At 39.3% G+C, this 16,952-nt stretch carries 18 protein-coding genes; 8 read left to right on the plus strand and 10 right to left on the minus strand.

Going from position 1 to position 16,952, the window contains the following annotated elements; all coding sequences use genetic code 11:
- Positions 1–36 precede the first annotated feature (36 nt).
- The 3 genes from ACY2RU_RS09265 to ACY2RU_RS09275 all read right to left on the minus strand — a co-directional run bounded on the left by ACY2RU_RS09265 (position 37) and on the right by ACY2RU_RS09275 (position 3,630).
- The gene (locus ACY2RU_RS09265) at positions 37–984 is read right to left on the minus strand and encodes a hypothetical protein (protein WP_490138159.1); all 948 of its coding nucleotides are present in this window, start codon (positions 982–984) and stop codon (positions 37–39) included.
- 505 nt (positions 985–1,489) lie between these two features.
- Complete coding sequence (locus ACY2RU_RS09270; RefSeq protein ID WP_490138160.1) at positions 1,490–2,023, minus strand: DUF6624 domain-containing protein; 534 nt, start codon at positions 2,021–2,023, stop codon at positions 1,490–1,492.
- 431 nt (positions 2,024–2,454) lie between these two features.
- Entirely contained in the window at positions 2,455–3,630 is a 1,176-nt protein-coding gene (locus tag ACY2RU_RS09275) for a hypothetical protein (protein WP_490138161.1), read from the minus strand.
- A gap of 154 nt (positions 3,631–3,784) precedes the next feature.
- Between ACY2RU_RS09275 and ACY2RU_RS09280 the strand changes: the two genes are divergently transcribed.
- Genes ACY2RU_RS09280 through ACY2RU_RS09310 form a run of 7 tightly spaced genes read left to right on the plus strand, consistent with a single transcriptional unit; the run spans position 3,785 to position 9,326 of the window.
- The gene (locus tag ACY2RU_RS09280; RefSeq protein ID WP_490138162.1) at positions 3,785–4,546 is read left to right on the plus strand and encodes a ParA family protein; all 762 of its coding nucleotides are present in this window, start codon (positions 3,785–3,787) and stop codon (positions 4,544–4,546) included.
- Positions 4,547–4,574: 28 nt separating this feature from the next.
- Positions 4,575–5,480: a ParB/RepB/Spo0J family partition protein gene (locus ACY2RU_RS09285; RefSeq protein WP_490138163.1), complete on the plus strand. Its 906-nt coding sequence runs from the start codon at positions 4,575–4,577 to the stop codon at positions 5,478–5,480.
- Positions 5,470–6,093, plus strand: a complete 624-nt coding sequence (locus ACY2RU_RS09290; RefSeq protein ID WP_490138164.1) for a DUF5683 domain-containing protein — start codon at positions 5,470–5,472, stop codon at positions 6,091–6,093. The genes ACY2RU_RS09285 and ACY2RU_RS09290 overlap by 11 nt, the downstream gene beginning before the upstream one ends.
- Entirely contained in the window at positions 6,090–6,794 is a 705-nt protein-coding gene (gene dapB / locus ACY2RU_RS09295) for a 4-hydroxy-tetrahydrodipicolinate reductase (protein WP_490138165.1), read from the plus strand. The genes ACY2RU_RS09290 and dapB overlap by 4 nt, the downstream gene beginning before the upstream one ends.
- Positions 6,795–6,840: 46 nt before the next feature.
- Positions 6,841–8,403 (plus strand): signal peptidase I, encoded by a 1,563-nt coding sequence (gene lepB, locus ACY2RU_RS09300; protein WP_490138166.1) that lies wholly within the window; start codon positions 6,841–6,843, stop codon positions 8,401–8,403.
- Between the two features lie 47 nt (positions 8,404–8,450).
- On the plus strand, positions 8,451–8,645 hold the full coding sequence (locus tag ACY2RU_RS09305) for a four helix bundle protein (protein WP_490138167.1): 195 nt from the start codon (positions 8,451–8,453) through the stop codon (positions 8,643–8,645).
- 57 nt (positions 8,646–8,702) lie between these two features.
- Entirely contained in the window at positions 8,703–9,326 is a 624-nt protein-coding gene (locus ACY2RU_RS09310) for a WbqC family protein (protein WP_490138168.1), read from the plus strand.
- A 5-nt stretch (positions 9,327–9,331) separates the two neighbouring features.
- Here the strand turns inward: ACY2RU_RS09310 and ACY2RU_RS09315 are convergent, their stop codons facing one another.
- From ACY2RU_RS09315 to ACY2RU_RS09345, 7 genes are all read right to left on the minus strand, one after another.
- Entirely contained in the window at positions 9,332–10,354 is a 1,023-nt protein-coding gene (locus ACY2RU_RS09315; RefSeq protein WP_490138169.1) for an endonuclease/exonuclease/phosphatase family protein, read from the minus strand.
- Between the two features lie 15 nt (positions 10,355–10,369).
- Positions 10,370–11,245, minus strand: coding sequence for a rhomboid family intramembrane serine protease (locus ACY2RU_RS09320; protein WP_490138170.1), 876 nt, complete (start codon positions 11,243–11,245; stop codon positions 10,370–10,372).
- On the minus strand, positions 11,246–11,998 hold the full coding sequence (locus ACY2RU_RS09325; RefSeq protein WP_490138171.1) for a rhomboid family intramembrane serine protease: 753 nt from the start codon (positions 11,996–11,998) through the stop codon (positions 11,246–11,248).
- Positions 11,999–13,825 (minus strand): DNA mismatch repair endonuclease MutL, encoded by a 1,827-nt coding sequence (gene mutL / locus ACY2RU_RS09330; protein ID WP_490138172.1) that lies wholly within the window; start codon positions 13,823–13,825, stop codon positions 11,999–12,001.
- Positions 13,825–14,112, minus strand: a complete 288-nt coding sequence (locus ACY2RU_RS09335; RefSeq protein WP_490138173.1) for a riboflavin synthase subunit beta — start codon at positions 14,110–14,112, stop codon at positions 13,825–13,827. Before ACY2RU_RS09335 ends, mutL begins: the two co-directional genes overlap by 1 nt.
- A gap of 283 nt (positions 14,113–14,395) precedes the next feature.
- Positions 14,396–14,893, minus strand: coding sequence for a 6,7-dimethyl-8-ribityllumazine synthase (ribH, locus tag ACY2RU_RS09340; protein ID WP_490138174.1), 498 nt, complete (start codon positions 14,891–14,893; stop codon positions 14,396–14,398).
- Between the two features lie 31 nt (positions 14,894–14,924).
- Entirely contained in the window at positions 14,925–15,689 is a 765-nt protein-coding gene (locus tag ACY2RU_RS09345) for a tetratricopeptide repeat protein (protein WP_490138175.1), read from the minus strand.
- 145 nt (positions 15,690–15,834) lie between these two features.
- Here ACY2RU_RS09345 and recF point away from each other — a divergent pair, with 145 nt between their 5' ends.
- Positions 15,835–16,935 (plus strand): DNA replication/repair protein RecF, encoded by a 1,101-nt coding sequence (gene recF / locus ACY2RU_RS09350; RefSeq protein WP_490138176.1) that lies wholly within the window; start codon positions 15,835–15,837, stop codon positions 16,933–16,935.
- Positions 16,936–16,952 lie beyond the last annotated feature (17 nt).

Here is a 16,952-nt window from a genome sequence, read left to right on the forward strand (position 1 = left end):
TTTAGCTTGCAGGTAAACATTCTTACTTACAGGCTTTTACTTTCTTTCAAATCTTATTAATTGTCTTATTCCGAAATATTCATATAAAATATCTTCTAAAATAAGTAGTTTATCAGTTGTTGTTAATTTCTCTAAAATCAAGTCAGAATTATCTTTTCTATCATTGTTAGAAATTCTATTGATTGAGTTTTTTATAATGTTCTCGCTGTCTTTAGAACCCCTTTCTAAATTAAAAAAATCAGGAATTGAATTAAATATTTCTGAAACTTGCATTTTAGTATTATCTTTTTTTTCAGCTACAACTAATTCTCTAATAAAACTCAATAAGTTTTCTGATTTAGAGTTTTCAAGATTTATCGGTTCACTATGAAATCCGATTTTTAATTCTTTACAATATGAGTAATGATGACTAGATTCTTGGTCATTAATACTATTGTGAGGTGTTATTGTAATTGAATCTTTAAAAAATCTGATGTTAGAATATTGATGTTGGTTTTTAAACGTAAAATCGTATATTGAAATATGATCAAAATAGCTGGGAATTATTCTGTTTCCATAGCTTTTCAATCGAGTCAAATCTCTACTCTTGTAAAATAAGGGTGCAACGTAAGAAGCTTTTGCTTTTTGTGATAGTAGATACATTGTATTATGTTGGTCGAACCTACCATTTTTCTTTAATAACTCTAAAGCATAAAATCCGTGATTCGTTGGTAAAGAAACCGAATCTCTATCAGTTAATAAAGCTCCTTTAAATTGTGGTGAATAAAAATACGAACGTTTAAACTGAATGTAAAAAGGAACTATAGTTGACAAAACTCCATCATAGCCTAATTCATTTTCATCAGTTTGTGATATTCTACGGATTTCAATTTCTTTCTCTCGATAATAGAGGTTTCTGTTCATAGCTGTTTCTATCGCAGAAATATAATCTTCTTCTGTAAAATCAGGAGTACTTTTTTCTCCTTGTCTTTTAATTATTCCCATAGTTTTTTCAGCTTGCAGGTAACTCCTTATAAAATAAATTCACCGCTGATACCCCACTCCATTCCCGGGATACCGACAATAAACGCCCAAGCTACAAAATCGTATAACTGTCTAAACTAAGTGTTTTTACGTATTTTACACAAAAGGCCCTGCCAATCAATCAATTGCCTCGGCGCATTTTATCTTAATTAGTTGTTTCCGTACAATTTCTATCAAAAGTTTGAGTCGTACCTACGGGTTTCCGTAAAGCCCTCAAAATTTCTCGCTCATAACCCATAGTTTTCTCGGGATAAGCACGATAAAAGTCCAAGCTACAAAAGTTCAGCATGCTAACAAACAGGGTTTTCCCCCTTTTTTGTTAATGAGGGAAGGAAGAGGTTTAAAGTTGAAAGCTGAAAGTTGAAAGTTGATGGTTAAAAGTTAATGGTTAATGGTCAAAAGTGCTAACCTGTCCATATTCCATACTCCATATTCATACGGGTCACTATTCACCGCTCACCTCTCACTATTCCTGAGCTATTGTCCACACAATGTTATTCGATTTTGCAAATTCTTGAATGGTTGTGAGTCCGATTTCTGCTCTTCTTTGATTGACAAAGGCAGGGTCCTTAATTTCGTAAAAAGCAGGCGTTTCGAGATCATAATTTATCTGACTCCCATAAATTTGAGGCTTATTGGCATTGACCAGCATTCTATCTATCATGCGTGCATAATGATTGGGTTGTGACTCATTTTTAAGAACCGATGCCTTTAGCAAGGGACCGTATTTTTCTTTGGAAGCATTGGTGCCGTGCTGTAAAATAGTCCATTGCGCTGCATTCGCTAATCTGCCCACCTGAGAAATTCCGAGCCAGCCAAAGGTATCTACCATGGTTGTCAATTTTTTTTCAAATATCTTATCCTGCGCCTCAACCACTTCCCAAAAGTATTCCATTTCAAAAGAATCCTTTCCCAACTTCTCCTCCGCCTCTACATAAATGCGCCTAAAGGTTTGATCTTTTCTAAACAAAACCTCTAATTCGGTTCTTAACGAATCCAATTGTTTCGTGGTTGGAATTTTAGTAGGTGAACTTACTTGTGCGCATGACGCGCATGTAATGCAAAAAAACAGCACGAACGTAAAATTTTTCATATCAAATCTTCTAAGATCCTCAAATATAACTAAATTATTAGTTTAAACTAAGTTTTTAGTTGAAATAGTCGTTAGTGGCTGTAGGCTAAAAGTTCAAAGCTGATGGTTGAAAGTTCAAAGTTGAAAGTTGAAAGCTGTAGGCTGTAGGCTGTAGGCTGTAGGCTAAAAGTTCAAAGCTAAAAGTTCAAAGCTAAAAGTTCAAAGCTGAAAGTTCAAAGCTGAAAGTTGAAAGTTGGAAGTTGGAAGTTGAAAGTTAATGGTTAAAAGTGCTAACCTGTCCATATTCCATACTCCATATTTTTACTGGTCACAGCTCACCGTTCACAACTCACCACCCGCTACTCACCATAAACTGTTTCCGCCAAATGCGCGTCCATCTCTGCATCGGCGACATATAAAAACAACACGGCCATCATATCGCTAAAGCCATCAGACGGATTATTGGTTTCTAAGATCAGTTTGTAGCGATGCTCGGCATACAGCTGAATCCCTTCCGCACTACTGTAAACAGGCACGTTTTTGAGTCCGCGTTTTTCATCGTAATTATCGCAGTCAAAGGTATACACGATTTCGTTCGCCGTTTCGTCAAATAATGTGAATTGGGTCGCAAAAGGATGCAAATGCGCTGCCATAGCATGTACGCGAGTGTCCTTGAGCAAATACAATTGGTAGGTGATATCAAATTCGTAATGTTCTTCGCCCTTGGGCAAGATCCAATGTGACGACAGTGGCTTTCCGTCTTTGCTGTTAAACGAATGATTTTTTAGATCTAATGGCAAGCAAAGTGAAGGATTTTCGTCGTGGTTGGGGTTATTCGGACTCTTATAATCGTATTCTCTTAGCAAGACCACGGCCTTGGGCGAAAGTGCCTTTAACGGTTTTGCACCATCTTCCATATAGAAATCGATCGTGTGTTTTACCTTAAAAAACGGATCTTCAATATTGTGGTTGAGGGTTCGGGAAGCAACGATAAATTGTTCGTCATGCGGTATCGGAAATCCAAAACCTTCGGGGAATTTAATTTCGTTGATCCCGTTGGAAAGCGTTGTTAAGCGCGGGTAGCGCTTTTTCATGCGCCTCGGAATGTTCAAATTTCGGAAATGGATCGCATCGTAATAATCTACATTGGTATGACATAAAAAATCGTTGTTGTGCTGCTGCTCCCCTTCTCTAATGACTTCGGTTCTAAAGCCCGTGATCCAACGCAACCGCTCGCTGTCTGGATTCATATTGACGTTGATCAGTGATTGCGGACCATCCATCGATTCGTAGATATCATCTACAAGGAGATCGGGCGTGGTAAGGCTAAATTTATTGGGGTTGTCAACGATCTCCCAGTCGGGATCCATCCAATGTACAAAGTGCAATACTTCAGTTTTTACAATGGCTTGGTGTCTTTTGGAAAGTTCGTTATACCAAATGGCAAACCCGCCAACGCCTAAAGCGAATAGCAACAGCAACATTTTGGGTTGTAACAATTTCCGAAGCACAAAAAATAGATTTAGATACGGCACAAAGATAGCGATAAAGATGGCTTACAGAACCAACGGTTTTGCGTATTGCGATCGTTACATTGGGCAGGAAAAAACTTGTTCACTATCTGTTAACAAATTTCATTTTCTATCCGCATAATTAATCGTAATTTTAACCCTTAATTCCAAAAAATTAATGGGTAAGATCATTGCCATTGCAAATCAAAAAGGAGGGGTTGGTAAAACCACCACTTCAGTCAATCTAGCTGCGTCATTGGGCGTGTTAGAGAAGAAAGTACTACTTATTGATGCAGATCCACAGGCCAACGCTACGTCTGGTTTGGGGATTGATGTAGAAGCTGTAGAACAAGGAACCTACCAGCTCTTAGAGCATACAGCCAAAGCAAAAGATGTGATCATAAGCACCTCATCGCCCAATTTAGACATCATTCCGGCGCATATCGACCTAGTTGCTATCGAGATAGAACTCGTTGACAAGGAAAACCGCGAATATATGCTGAAACAGGCGCTCGACGGACTCGCAGATGACTACGACTTTATTCTTATTGATTGTGCTCCGTCATTAGGCCTTTTAACGCTAAATGCGCTTACCGCGGCACATTCGGTATTGATTCCTATACAATGTGAGTATTTTGCCTTAGAAGGGCTAGGAAAGCTATTAAATACGGTGAAGAGTGTTCAGAAGATACACAACCCAGATCTCGACATTGAAGGCCTGCTATTGACCATGTATGATTCTCGTCTGCGTTTGTCGAATCAAGTGGTTGAAGAAGTAAAAAAGCACTTTGATGAAATGGTCTTTAAGACAATCATTCAACGAAATGTGCGTTTGAGTGAAGCACCTAGTTATGGCGAAAGCATTATTAGTTATGACGCGGGTAGTAAAGGTGCCAATAATTACTTAAGTTTGGCACAAGAACTCATAGAAAAACAGTAAACAGTACCCACCTACGTGGGCAATAAATATGGCGAAAGCGACTAAAAAACAGGCCTTAGGGCGCGGTTTATCTGCCTTGCTCAAAGATCCTTCAAATGATATCACCTCGGCTAGCGATAAAAACGCTGATAAAGTTGTGGGCAGTATCGTAGAATTGGAATTGGGCACCATTGAGGTGAATCCGTTTCAACCGCGAACAAGTTTTAATGAAGAGCAACTACGTGAATTAGCCTCTTCGATCAAAGAATTGGGCGTGATCCAGCCTATTACCGTGCGTAAAATGGATTTCAACAAGTACCAATTAGTAAGTGGTGAGCGACGTTTTCGTGCTTCCAAACTCATTGGATTGGCTACGATTCCTGCTTATATCAGAATTGCCAACGACCAAGAATCTTTGGAAATGGCACTGGTTGAAAATATTCAGCGTGCAGATCTTGATCCTATTGAAATTGCACTTTCATACCAACGTTTGATCGAAGAAATTTCGGTTACCCAAGAAGAATTAAGTGACCGTGTAGGTAAAAACAGATCGACCATCGCCAATTATTTGCGTTTGCTGAAATTGGACCCTATTGTCCAAACAGGGATGCGCGACGGCTTTATTTCGATGGGCCACGGGCGTGCACTGATCAATATTGAAGACACCAATGATCAGTTAGACATCTACGAAAAGATCGTGAGCAATAAACTTTCGGTACGTGATACCGAAGCACTAGTTCGCAACTACAAACAACCTGGAGAAAATACTTCGGCTAAAAAAGAAAAGACGGCGATCCCAAAATTTGCAAAAGAAGCAAAATCACAACTTTCAGATTATCTAGAAAGCAAGGTTTCTGTAAAGGTTTCACCAAAAGGCAAAGGTCAGTTGGTAGTTCCTTTTGCCAATGAAGACGAATTGCTACGTATTTTGAACTTAATGACCCGTGAGAAGTAAACTGGCCTATATCGTCCTGCTTTTCTGCGCAACTACCTCCCTCTTTGCTCAAAATACTGATGAAGTTGTTGAGCAGAAAAAGGATACGGTTGTCATAAAAAAAGGCACTTCAATTGTAGTGGATAAAGCAGTGGTTTCTTCGGAAGAATACGACCCTTTGGCGCCTTCCCGTGCTGCATTCTATTCGGCTGTTGTTCCTGGACTCGGACAAGCATACAACAAAAAATACTGGAAGATCCCCATCATTTACGCCGGAATGGCGAGTGGCGTTTATTTCTATATCCAAAACGACAAAGATTATGATCGCTTCCGAGACGCCTATAAAAGACGTCTTGCAGGCTATACCGATGACGAATTTTTTGGCGATGGCGAAACGGCTGCGATCTCCAACGACCGACTGATCACCGCACAAAAATCGGCACAAAAAAATAAAGACGTAAGCATCATTGTGACACTCGCTTTTTATCTTGTTAATATCGTGGATGCCAATGTAGACGCGCATTTAAGACAATACGAGGTTTCTGAAGACCTCTCACTACGCCCTACATTTGATTCAAACCCGGTGTTTGCACAACCTAATTACGGACTCACACTCACCTATTCTTTCAAATGAAAATAGCATTATTGGGATACGGAAAAATGGGGAAGATCATTGAAACCCTAGCGAAGCAAAAAGGTCATAAAATTGTTTTTACCGCTTCGCGAAGTACTTCGGAAGGAAAACTTACCGATGCCGATGTCGCCATTGAATTTTCAACACCCGAAGCCGCTGTTACCAATCTCACCGCTTGTTTTGAAAACGGAATTCCCGTAGTTAGCGGAACTACCGGTTGGCTGGAGGACTATGATAAAATGCTAAAATTATGTGAAGCCCGTAACGGAAGCTTTATCTACGCGTCCAACTTCAGCGTTGGCGTGAACTTATTTTTTAAGATCAACGAACAACTGGCAGCATTGATGGCTCCATGGAAGGAATACCATGTGGATGTGGAGGAAATTCATCATACTGAAAAGAAAGATGCACCAAGCGGAACAGCCATTACCATTGCCGAAGGTATTTTACCTCACAGCGACAAGCAAAATTGGCAATTGGATGCTTCCGAAGAAAATATGCTGAACATTTCAGCAAAGCGAATTGATGATGTAAAAGGCACACATATTGTTTCATATACATCCGAGATCGACACGATCTCAATAAAACATGAGGCTCATAGCCGTGAAGGTTTCGCGAAAGGTGCTATTTTAGCAGCCGAATGGCTTGTGAACCGAAAAGGTGTTTATACCATGCGCGATGTGTTAGGGCTTGAAGATTAAAGTGAAAAGCTTTAAAAATATAATAAGGAAATAAACAAATTTAGATATGAGTTGGACAGGATGGTTACTTTTTATACTTGCAGTGCAAGTGATCCATTTTTTAGGAACTTGGAAATTATACGTAAAAGCAGGAAGAAAAGCTTGGGAAGCGGCAGTACCCGTTTATAACGCGGTTGTCTTGATGAAGATCATCAACAGACCATGGTGGTGGACGATCCTTTTGTTTATCCCTATTGTAAACTTGATCATGTTTCCCGTAGTTTGGGTAGAAACCTTACGTAGCTTCGGAAAAAACAGTACCGCAGATACTTGGTTGGGTATTTTAACCTTCGGACTCTATATTTACTACGTCAATTATACACAAGACGTCAAACACATTAAAGATCGAAGCTTAAAGCCTAGATCGAGCGGCGGAGAATGGATCAGTTCTATTTTATTTGCTGTGGTTGCTGCTACCATCGTACACACCTATGTGATGCAACCGTTTACCATTCCTACTTCGTCTTTAGAGAAAACATTGTTGGTTGGCGACTTCCTTTTTGTAAGTAAGTTTCACTACGGCGCACGTGTTCCAAAGACACCTATCGCTTTGCCTATGGTTCATGATGTGATTCCGTTTACAAAAATGAAATCGTATTTCTCTGGACTTGAATTGCCGTATTTTAGATTGCCTGGCGTACAAGATATTGAGCGTAATGACATTGTAGTATTTTCGTGGCCAGTAGATGAATACGAAGATATTGGTCCGCCACCAAGTGGCAAAATGTACAAACCCATCGATAAAAAATCGAATTATGTAAAGCGTTGTGTTGGTCTTCCTGGCGATAGCTTAGAAGTACGAGATGGCTATGTTTATATCGACGGAAAACAAAACGATCTTCCAGATCGCGCTAAGTTGCAGTTTGCCTATGGTTTTAGAACCAAAGGGCAAATGAATCCGGATATTTTTAAAGAACGCTATGACATCACCGATGGCGTAGGAATGGATAAGGAAAAGAATGCCTATTATTTACCAGCCGTTTCGGAAGAAGCATTAGAAAAATTAAAGTCGAACCCAATGATCACCGAGGTCTTTCCATATAAAAAGGAAAAAGGCGTTCGCGATGCACAGATCTTTCCGCAGAACGAAAATTACAATTGGAATGCAGATAACTTCGGACCCTTATACATTCCGAAGAAAGGTGCTAAAGTGGCTATTACACAAGAAAGTTTACCCTTGTACAAGCGCATTATTGAAACTTACGAAGGTTCAGAAATGGGCGTTGACAACAAAATATCGTTAAATGGATCTCAGGTCTTGCTAAATGGTACACCAATCACGGAGTACACGTTTAAAATGGACTACTACTGGATGATGGGTGATAACCGAAACAACTCCCAGGATGCCAGAATGTGGGGCTTTGTACCGTTTAATCATGTAGTTGGAAAACCAGTGATGGTTTGGTTGAGTTACGACAGTAATTTAGGTAAGTTCCGCTGGGATCGTATGTTTACCACCGTAAAAGGAACTGGAAAACCAACATCATATCTTTGGGTTTTTATTCTAGTGATCGTAGGCCTTTTTGGCTGGGATTTCTACAGAAGACGAAAAAAGAAGGTTAACAAATAGAGTTAAGGTTCAATTTGTTGGTTGATTTGTTTATTTGTTGATAAACTATGTATACGTACGCCTTTGAAAAACTTCATGTTTGGATTGCTGCTAAGGACTTAGCAAAAGATCTATATACTATACCAGAATGTTTTCTAAAGGAAGAAATGTACGGTCTGACTTCACAAATTAGGCGTGCTTCTGTATCTATTGCTTCGAATATCGCTGAGAGAGCAGGTCGAAGAGATAATCAATATGCTTAAATGCTCTTCGGAAAGGTCAAATCAACAAATAATCGTATCAACAAATAATTATCTACAATGTCAATTTTAATTCATCCTACCTACTTCCCAAACATCGCACAGATGGCGGCGGCGGTTCAAGCCGATGAATTGGTATTTGAAGGTGATGATAACTATCAAAAACAAACCTATCGAAACAGGGCGTATATTGCAACCAGCATGGGGCGGTTGCAACTCAGCGTACCTATAAAGCACAATAAAGGGATCCGGCAAAAATATTGTGATCTTCAAGTTGACGAAACGTTTCCGTGGCAATCACAGCATTGGAAATCATTACAAACGGCTTATAGAACCTCACCGTATTTTGAATTTTACGAAGACGAGCTAGTACCTTTATTTAAAAGACCGGTTACCCATCTTATGGAACACAATTTGGCGGTCTTTGATCTGTTATGTGAGCTATTACAGGCGGAGATCCCCTATTCGCTTACCGAAGAATATTTTAAAGATCCTGAGCAAAAAGATCTGCGGTTTCTGGCGGAAGTTAAACAACCAAAGAATTTTCTACCAACAGCCTACAATCAGGTATTTGGAGAAAAACATGGCTACTTGCCCAATTTGTCCGTGTTAGATCTGCTTTTTAATGAAGGGCCCAACGCACTGTATTATTTAGAAAGCGAAAAGTTGGCTTTTCTACCCTAATAACACTACCAGCCTACGGTTGCGCGCACTGGATAATGATCTGAAAAAGTGTTTTTGAGCGTCTCGAAATTTAAAACATCTAAAGTTTCCGAAGTAAAAATATAGTCGATCCGCATCGGGTAGCCATCAAAGTTAAAGGTGGTTCCTAGGCCGCTTCCGCGCTCTAAAAAAGCATCTTGCATATCTTGATTTAAAGTACGATAAACGTATGAAAAAGGCGTATTGTTGAAATCGCCAGCAACTATCGTTGGATACGGAGATTGTCTGCGATGCTCAAGAATTTCGATAGCTTGTTTTTCTTGAAGACTAAAAGCATTCGCGATACGAGCCCGAAGTCTATCCTTATCACCTTCCTGTAAATAATCTACCTTCGGGAGTATTCCTAGCGACTGTAAATGTAAATTGTAAATGCGCAAGGTATCAGTACCTTTTACAATATCGACATACAGTGTGTTGTTGTACGAGTCTTTAAAATCGAATGCGCCACTATGTACGATGGGAAACTTTGAAAATACGGCATGCCCTAATTTGGCGTTTTTGTTTTTAAAGTGAATATATTGGTAAGGAAAGGCGTCAAAATTCGCCTTAGGTTCTCTATAAAACTCCTGAATGCTAAACACATCGGGTTGTTCTTCTGCAATGATCTTTTGTATTACTTCGGAAACATTATCGGTATTATTCTCTTCATAGGCATTAAACAATCGAACGTTATATGAAACAATTCGCAGGGTATTTTTATATGCTGAAGGGTCGCCTTCCGAAGAAAATTCAAAAAATGAACTAAACTGGAAAGAGGCAATGACCAATACTGCAAAAGAAAGCCAGAACGGGCGTTTAAACCGAATGAGCCAATAGAGCGCGAATAATAGGTTTAAAAGGATCAATGGTGAAACTAGCAGACTTAACAGCGAAAGCGTAGGAAATGACGACGGTTTGAGGTATGGGAGCACAAAAGAAACCACCAACAAAAATGCTACAAGGCTATTGCACCAAAAAATCAACTTTCCGAAAAACCCCAATTTCTTCAAAATGTTTACGTTTTATTAGTCTTGCTTCCCTGCCTTGAAAAGGAAATCCTTTTCGGCTTTGGTAAGGCTATCATAGCCACTTTTGCCAATTTTGTCTAATATGGCATCTACTTTTTTCTGATGCGCAGAAACGTCTTTAGCACTTGACTTTGCTCTTGGTGTAGCCGATTTGGTTCTGTGTACTTTCTTAAAGGGCTTTTTTTTCTTCGGAAGAAATAACCCTTCCACCCAATCCATGATATTTTCAAACCATTTACCAATATCATTTCCTTTTGCCATTTGAATGGCGTAGAAATATCCGAAGATCGCTCCCCCTACATGTGACAATAAGCCGCCTGCATTTTCAGAGATCGAAATACGAACCAGATCGAGTAAAAAGAGTGTGAGTCCGATTTGCCATAGTTTTACCCGCCACTTAATGATCATCACTTCTGTATTGGGCGTAAATGTGGCAATAAAGATCATAATTGCGGTTACCCCGGCAGAGGCACCATATAGAATCCCATTGCTGTTAGCGAATACTGGGAAAACATTATAAGCAAGCATATAAAACACTCCACCACTTATAGCTCCCAATAAATAAACCGTTAAAAATCGCTTGGCGTTAAACAGGTTAAGAACAATGCGCCCAAACCAGTACAACATATACATATTAAAGAAAACATGAAAAAAGCCATGATGAATAAACGCATAGGTAAGTATAGACCAAGGCTGCGTGATAAAATCAGACATATTCTCAGGAAGCGCAAACCATCGCGTGAGTTCGATTGGTTTTAGATTCATAAAAAAAGCTGCGAGACGCACTATCAAAAAGATTGCTGCATTGATGACAATGATCTTTGTGACAATGTTTGCTGTCTTATACTGATATGTTAACGACTTTGCTGCCATTTAATAGAGACGTGTATTATCAAAACTATTTTTCTTCCAGTAGTACGCCATTATAAATCCAAAGAGCGCTCCGCCTAAATGCGCCCAATTGGCGATATTCTGACCAAACAATGAAAAACCAGTAAGTCCAGAAAATAAATCCAGCAGTAATAATGCAGGGATAAAAAACTTGGCCTTTATAGGTATAGGTAAAAATATAAGCATTAGCTCTGTATTAGGATACATTAGACCAAACGCTACAAGAATACCATAAATTGCTCCCGAGGCCCCAACGGCTGGTGTATGGAAAGCTGCAAACATAGCATCGATCTTTTCCATAGGCACGGCTTCCAGTACTGCTTGACTTCCACCCTTTCCTGTAGTTAAATAACTTTCTAGATCTGCTGGGCTCCATCCTCCAGAGAGCAGGGCGTCCATTGTATCGTGAATTTGTATATAACCAACAAGGTTATGAATTAAAGCAGCTCCAATTCCTGCCGAAAAGTAGAAAAAGAGAAATTTATTTCTACCCCACATGGCTTCCAGCGGCGACCCAAACATATAGAGTCCAAACATATTGAACAGAATATGCATAAAACTATTACTGTCATGCATAAACATGTGAGTAATGGGCTGCCAAACCCTAAAGTTTGGATTTTCAAAATAGTACATCGATAAAAGCCGGTATGCTGCCTCCCCGGTCATTAAAGACCCTACGTAAAAGATAACATTTATAATGATTAATATCTTTACCGTTTCTGTTATTCTTCCCATTTATCTAAATTTTTTATCAAAATCGGTGACATCCATGGTGATGAGTACCGGTCGATTATCTGGTGAAACACTGGGTTCCTTACAAGCAAAGAGTTGATTTACCAAATGCTCTTGAGCTTCTTTACTCATGGCTGTTCCTGTACGAACCGCCATACTTTTTGCCATCGATTTGGCCAAAAGATCATTTTGACTAAATCCCGAATCGGGAACTTCCTCTTTGATGTCGTCAACCAATTGTGTCAAAATTGCTCCTGCCTGGCTTTCGGTAACCATTACCGGAATACCACTTACTTCAATATGTTCTTCATCCATACTAGAAAAAGCAAAACCTGTAAATTCTAGCTGCTCCTTGATTTTTTTAATGATCGCAGTATCAGATTTAGCAAATTCTAACTGTAAAGGAAATAGTAATTGCTGACTCACAGCTTCCTTAACCGTAATATTTTTTAGTATTTCTTCATATAGAACACGCTGATGCGCCAAATGTTGATGAATCACCATCAAGCCACTTTTAATCAGGCTAATAATGTATTTATTTTGAAGCTGAAAGGTAACTTGCCCGGCTTCATGTGTATCATCGGCAAATAAATTTGCAGCAACCACTTCAGTTTCACCTTCAAAAGTATCATCTTTTAAACCAACATATAACGACTCCCATGAAGCGGCTGTTGAAGTTTCGCGCTTATAAGGAAATTTTATATTACTTTGTTTTGCTTCCGTTTTAAACGGATTGAATGATCTATCTACCTCTATGGTTGGTGCTGTAGGCGACTTTTTACTGTACTCATACGGCGTGTCAAAACCACTATCCTTATTAAAATCAAGCACGGGTGCAATACTAAATTGCCCTAAACTATGCTTAATCGTTGCGCGAAGCATGGCATAAATAGCATGTTCGTCGTCAAATTTGATCTCGGTTTTAGTAGGATGAATGTTAATATCGATAGACTTAGGATCGACATTCAGAAACAAAAAGTATCCCGGATGCAATCCGCCTTTTACTAAACCTTCAAAAGCCGAATTCACAGCATGATGCAAGTAAGAGCTTTTAATAAAGCGATCATTTACAAAAAAGAACTGCTCTCCCCTGCTTTTTCGAGCAAATTCAGGTTTTAAAACAAAACCATTTACCTCTAAAATTTCTGTCTCTTCGGAAACAGGCACTAATTTTTCGTTGGTCTTACTTCCGAAGATATTTACAATACGCTGTCTCACATTGCTCACAGGCAAGTTAAATACATCGGCGCCATTATTGATCATACTAAAAGCAACCTGCGGATGTGCCAGCGCCACTCTGTGAAATTCGTCAATGATGTGGCGGGTTTCCACCGGATTACTCTTTAAAAAGTTACGTCTGGCAGGAATATTATAAAATAGATTCTTTACGGCGATGGTGGTTCCTTTTGGCACCACTGCTGCTTCTTGAGATGTTACCTGACTTCCTTCGATACAGATCTTAGTGCCAACCTCATCGGTTTCCGTTTTAGTTTTAAGCTCTACATGTGCGATCGCGGCAATTGATGCTAAAGCTTCCCCACGAAAACCTTTGGTATGAAGGTTAAAAAGATCTTCAGCTGCTTTTATTTTTGAAGTTGCATGACGCTCAAACGACAAACGCGCATCGGTGGTACTCATCCCCGAACCATTGTCGGTTACCTGCACTAATGTCTTTCCTGCATCTTTGATCACTAAAGTAATCGATGTAGCTTTGGCATCGATAGCATTCTCCAGCAATTCTTTCACTACCGAAGCGGGTCGTTGTACGACCTCACCGGCTGCGATCTGATTTGCAACGTGATCGGGTAAAAGTTGAATGATATCTGCCATTAATAACTTCGGAATATGGACAAATCGAAATCAATGATAAAGAGGAAGATGAGTATTAAGACAGCGGCAATGATAATAATTCGACGGTTTGCTGCAACTCTTGGTGAAACATTAATTTCCGAAAAAGCAGATTTGAATTTACCAACAACCCCCTTATTCTCGCCTACTGTTGAACGAAATTTATCAAATTTATGTTCCATTTGAAACGGACTCCCATCACGATCACTCTCGTAATAACGTGGGGTGTAACCAAATTTTTTGTTCTTTCTTGTCTTTAAAAAACCCATAACTCTTCGTTGTGTAAATGTACGTAAATCACAGCAGTTTTTGAAGCCTTTCACTGCGGTTTATTCAAAGCAAATATTGTTCCGTTTTTGGTGGTGATTAGTGAAGGGTGATTGGTGAACAGTGGCAGAAGCGTTAAGCGTTAAGCGTTAAGCGTTAAGCGTTAAGCGTTAAGCGTTAAGCGTTAAGCGAAAATGAAAAAAATTAACTATTTGTTGAATGCCCGCAACCACTGCGAACAATTCGCGGTCCTTTAGAAGCAAATTACAATACCTTATGCTTTGGCTAGAACTTCGCCTCTTTCCGAAGTTGCGCCATTTTAATGGCCGCAATCGCTGCTTCTGTACCTTTGTTACCGTGTTTTCCACCACTTCGGTCAATGGCTTGTTGCAGATTATTGTCGGTTAAAACACAAAAAATAACTGGTATATCACTTTGTACGTTCAGGTCCTTAATACCTTGGGCTACTGCTTCACACACATAGTCGAAATGCTTGGTTTCTCCCTGTATCACACTGCCAATTGCAATGACCGCATCGAGCATTTCATAACTTTGCTGTATTTTTTTACAACCATAGATCAATTCAAAGCTCCCAGGTACATCCCAGCGAACGATATTCTCTTTGATACCGCCACAATCTATGATAGCATCAAAAGCACCTTGAAACATCCCCTGAGTTATATTGTGGTTCCATTCAGAAACAACGATCCCAAATCGAAAGTTCTTCGCATTTGGGATCGTTGCCTTATCGTAAACCGATAAATTATTGTTGGTCGTTGCCATATTCATTGCCCGCGTAGGCGGCTAACTTTATTTATTGCATTGCTTCAGCCTTCCCTAGATACACCTTAGCCTGAACAGCTTGCTGTACTGTTGGGTATTCATCTACGATCGTTTGAAAATGTTTAAGCGCCTTGGCCGTTTGTCCGGCGTTTAATGCTGTAACACCAGCTTTAAGAAGGAAACGTGGTGTAGTAAAATCATTCTTAACCATCGTTGCAGCTTGTTCGTAATATTTAAGCGCTTCGTCATTTTGCCCTAATTGAACAAAAGCATCACCAATAGCACCTTTTGCCATTGGAGCGATAGTCATATCGTCGCTTTTAAACTTGTCTAAGTAATTGATAGCATTCTGGTAATCTTTTGTATTCAAATACGAGATCCCAGCGTAGTAGTTTGCCAAATTTGCTGCATCAGTACCGCTGTATTTGTCTGCGATCTCAATAAAGCCATAACTCTGTCCTTGACCATTTAGAGCCCAACGGTACAAACTATCACCGTCTGTTGCCGTAAGCGCCTGCTCGTAATATGTCTGCGCCTGATTCATTTCGTTCATTGCCTCTTCCTGCTTAGGCGCAAGAATAAATTGGGTGTATCCTAAATATCCTAAAACACAAACCAAAGCTGCAATTACAAAACCAATAATATACTTTTGGTTCTTTTCTGCCCAAGCCTCAGTTCTTGAAGCACCAGCATCTAATGAGCTAAAAACTTCAGCAGTTGTGCTTCCGTCTTCTAACTCAACTTCCTTCTCTACTTTCGTTTTAGGTTTATATCCGCGTTTCTTATACGTTGCCATAGTTCTATTATTGAGCGGCAAAAATAAAATTTTTATTATAATTTGAGGGGAAAATATTCCTTATTTTTCAATAATTTGCAGGGCTGTTCGTGCTGCCTCGTCCAAAAACCCATTCTATAATAAATCTGGCAACCTTACTTGCACTATGGTATTACAAAGCTTATCTCTTTTAAACTACAAGAATTTTGATTCAAAAACCTTCCAATTTGACCCGAAGATCAACTGCTTTGTAGGCCATAATGGTGTAGGAAAAACCAATATTTTAGACGCTATTTACCATCTTTCCTTCGGAAAAAGCTATTTCAACCCCATTACAAGTCAGAATATAAAGCATGAAACCGACTTTTTTGTGGTTGAAGGAATCTACGAAAAAGACGATCGAAAAGAAAAAATTGTGGTGAGCGCCAAACGCGGTCAGAAAAAAATGATCAAGCGGAATGGCAAGAGTTATGATAAATTTAGTGATCATATTGGCTTTTTACCCTTGGTTATCATTTCTCCAGCAGATCGCGACCTCATCATCGAGGGAAGCGATACAAGAAGAAAGTTTGTAGACGGTGTTATTTCGCAGGGAGATCAAAACTATTTACAAATCCTGCTCAACTACAATAAAGTACTAGCACAGCGCAATAGTTTGCTTAAATATTTTGCACTCAACAACACCTTTAACCAAGATACGCTCGACATTTACAATAGCCAATTGCATGACTTCGGAAGCGTGATCTACGAAAAAAGGAGTAAGTTTCTAAAAGCCTTTTTACCTATCTTTTTAAAACGCTACGCCTCTATTAGCAGTGGACCCGAAACCGTTGACCTCACATATAAAAGTCAGTTAGACGAAAGTGACCTTATCTCGTTATTAAAAGAAAATCAAACAAAAGATAAAATAAGTCAGTATAGCAACTTCGGAACACATAAAGATGATCTTGTTTTTGAGATCGACGGGCATCCAATTAAAAAGTTTGGTTCTCAAGGACAGCAAAAATCATATCTTATTGCCTTGAAACTCGCACAATTCGATTTTATCAAGGAACAGAATAAAGTCAATCCAATTCTTTTGTTAGATGATATATTTGACAAATTAGATGAAAAACGTGTTGAACATATCATTACCTTAGTAGACGGAGAACAATTCGGGCAACTATTTATTAGTGATACCCACGCCGATCGTACGGAAGCCGTGATCAAAAAGGTATCACAGACCTATAAAATGTTTCCTTTAGAACGTGACGAAGTCAATAAATAAAACATGGGAAGCACAAA

This window comes from Ulvibacter sp. 2305UL32-6, assembly GCF_058148545.1.

Excerpts from the sequence above, each read along its gene's own strand:
- ACY2RU_RS09325 (WP_490138171.1), bottom strand. The coding sequence starts at position 11,998 with ATGGGAAGAATAACAGAAACGGTAAAGATATTAATCATTATAAATGTT.
- ribH (WP_490138174.1), bottom strand. The coding sequence starts at position 14,893 with ATGGCAACGACCAACAATAATTTATCGGTTTACGATAAGGCAACGATC.
- ACY2RU_RS09310 (WP_490138168.1), top strand. The coding sequence starts at position 8,703 with ATGTCAATTTTAATTCATCCTACCTACTTCCCAAACATCGCACAGATG.
- dapB (WP_490138165.1), top strand. The coding sequence starts at position 6,090 with ATGAAAATAGCATTATTGGGATACGGAAAAATGGGGAAGATCATTGAA.
- ACY2RU_RS09345 (WP_490138175.1), bottom strand. The coding sequence starts at position 15,689 with ATGGCAACGTATAAGAAACGCGGATATAAACCTAAAACGAAAGTAGAG.
- lepB (WP_490138166.1), top strand. The coding sequence starts at position 6,841 with ATGAGTTGGACAGGATGGTTACTTTTTATACTTGCAGTGCAAGTGATC.
- mutL (WP_490138172.1), bottom strand. The coding sequence starts at position 13,825 with ATGGCAGATATCATTCAACTTTTACCCGATCACGTTGCAAATCAGATC.
- recF (WP_490138176.1), top strand. The coding sequence starts at position 15,835 with ATGGTATTACAAAGCTTATCTCTTTTAAACTACAAGAATTTTGATTCA.
- ACY2RU_RS09335 (WP_490138173.1), bottom strand. The coding sequence starts at position 14,112 with ATGGGTTTTTTAAAGACAAGAAAGAACAAAAAATTTGGTTACACCCCA.
- ACY2RU_RS09265 (WP_490138159.1), bottom strand. The coding sequence starts at position 984 with ATGGGAATAATTAAAAGACAAGGAGAAAAAAGTACTCCTGATTTTACA.
- ACY2RU_RS09280 (WP_490138162.1), top strand. The coding sequence starts at position 3,785 with ATGGGTAAGATCATTGCCATTGCAAATCAAAAAGGAGGGGTTGGTAAA.
- ACY2RU_RS09285 (WP_490138163.1), top strand. The coding sequence starts at position 4,575 with ATGGCGAAAGCGACTAAAAAACAGGCCTTAGGGCGCGGTTTATCTGCC.
- ACY2RU_RS09305 (WP_490138167.1), top strand. The coding sequence starts at position 8,451 with ATGTATACGTACGCCTTTGAAAAACTTCATGTTTGGATTGCTGCTAAG.
- ACY2RU_RS09320 (WP_490138170.1), bottom strand. The coding sequence starts at position 11,245 with ATGGCAGCAAAGTCGTTAACATATCAGTATAAGACAGCAAACATTGTC.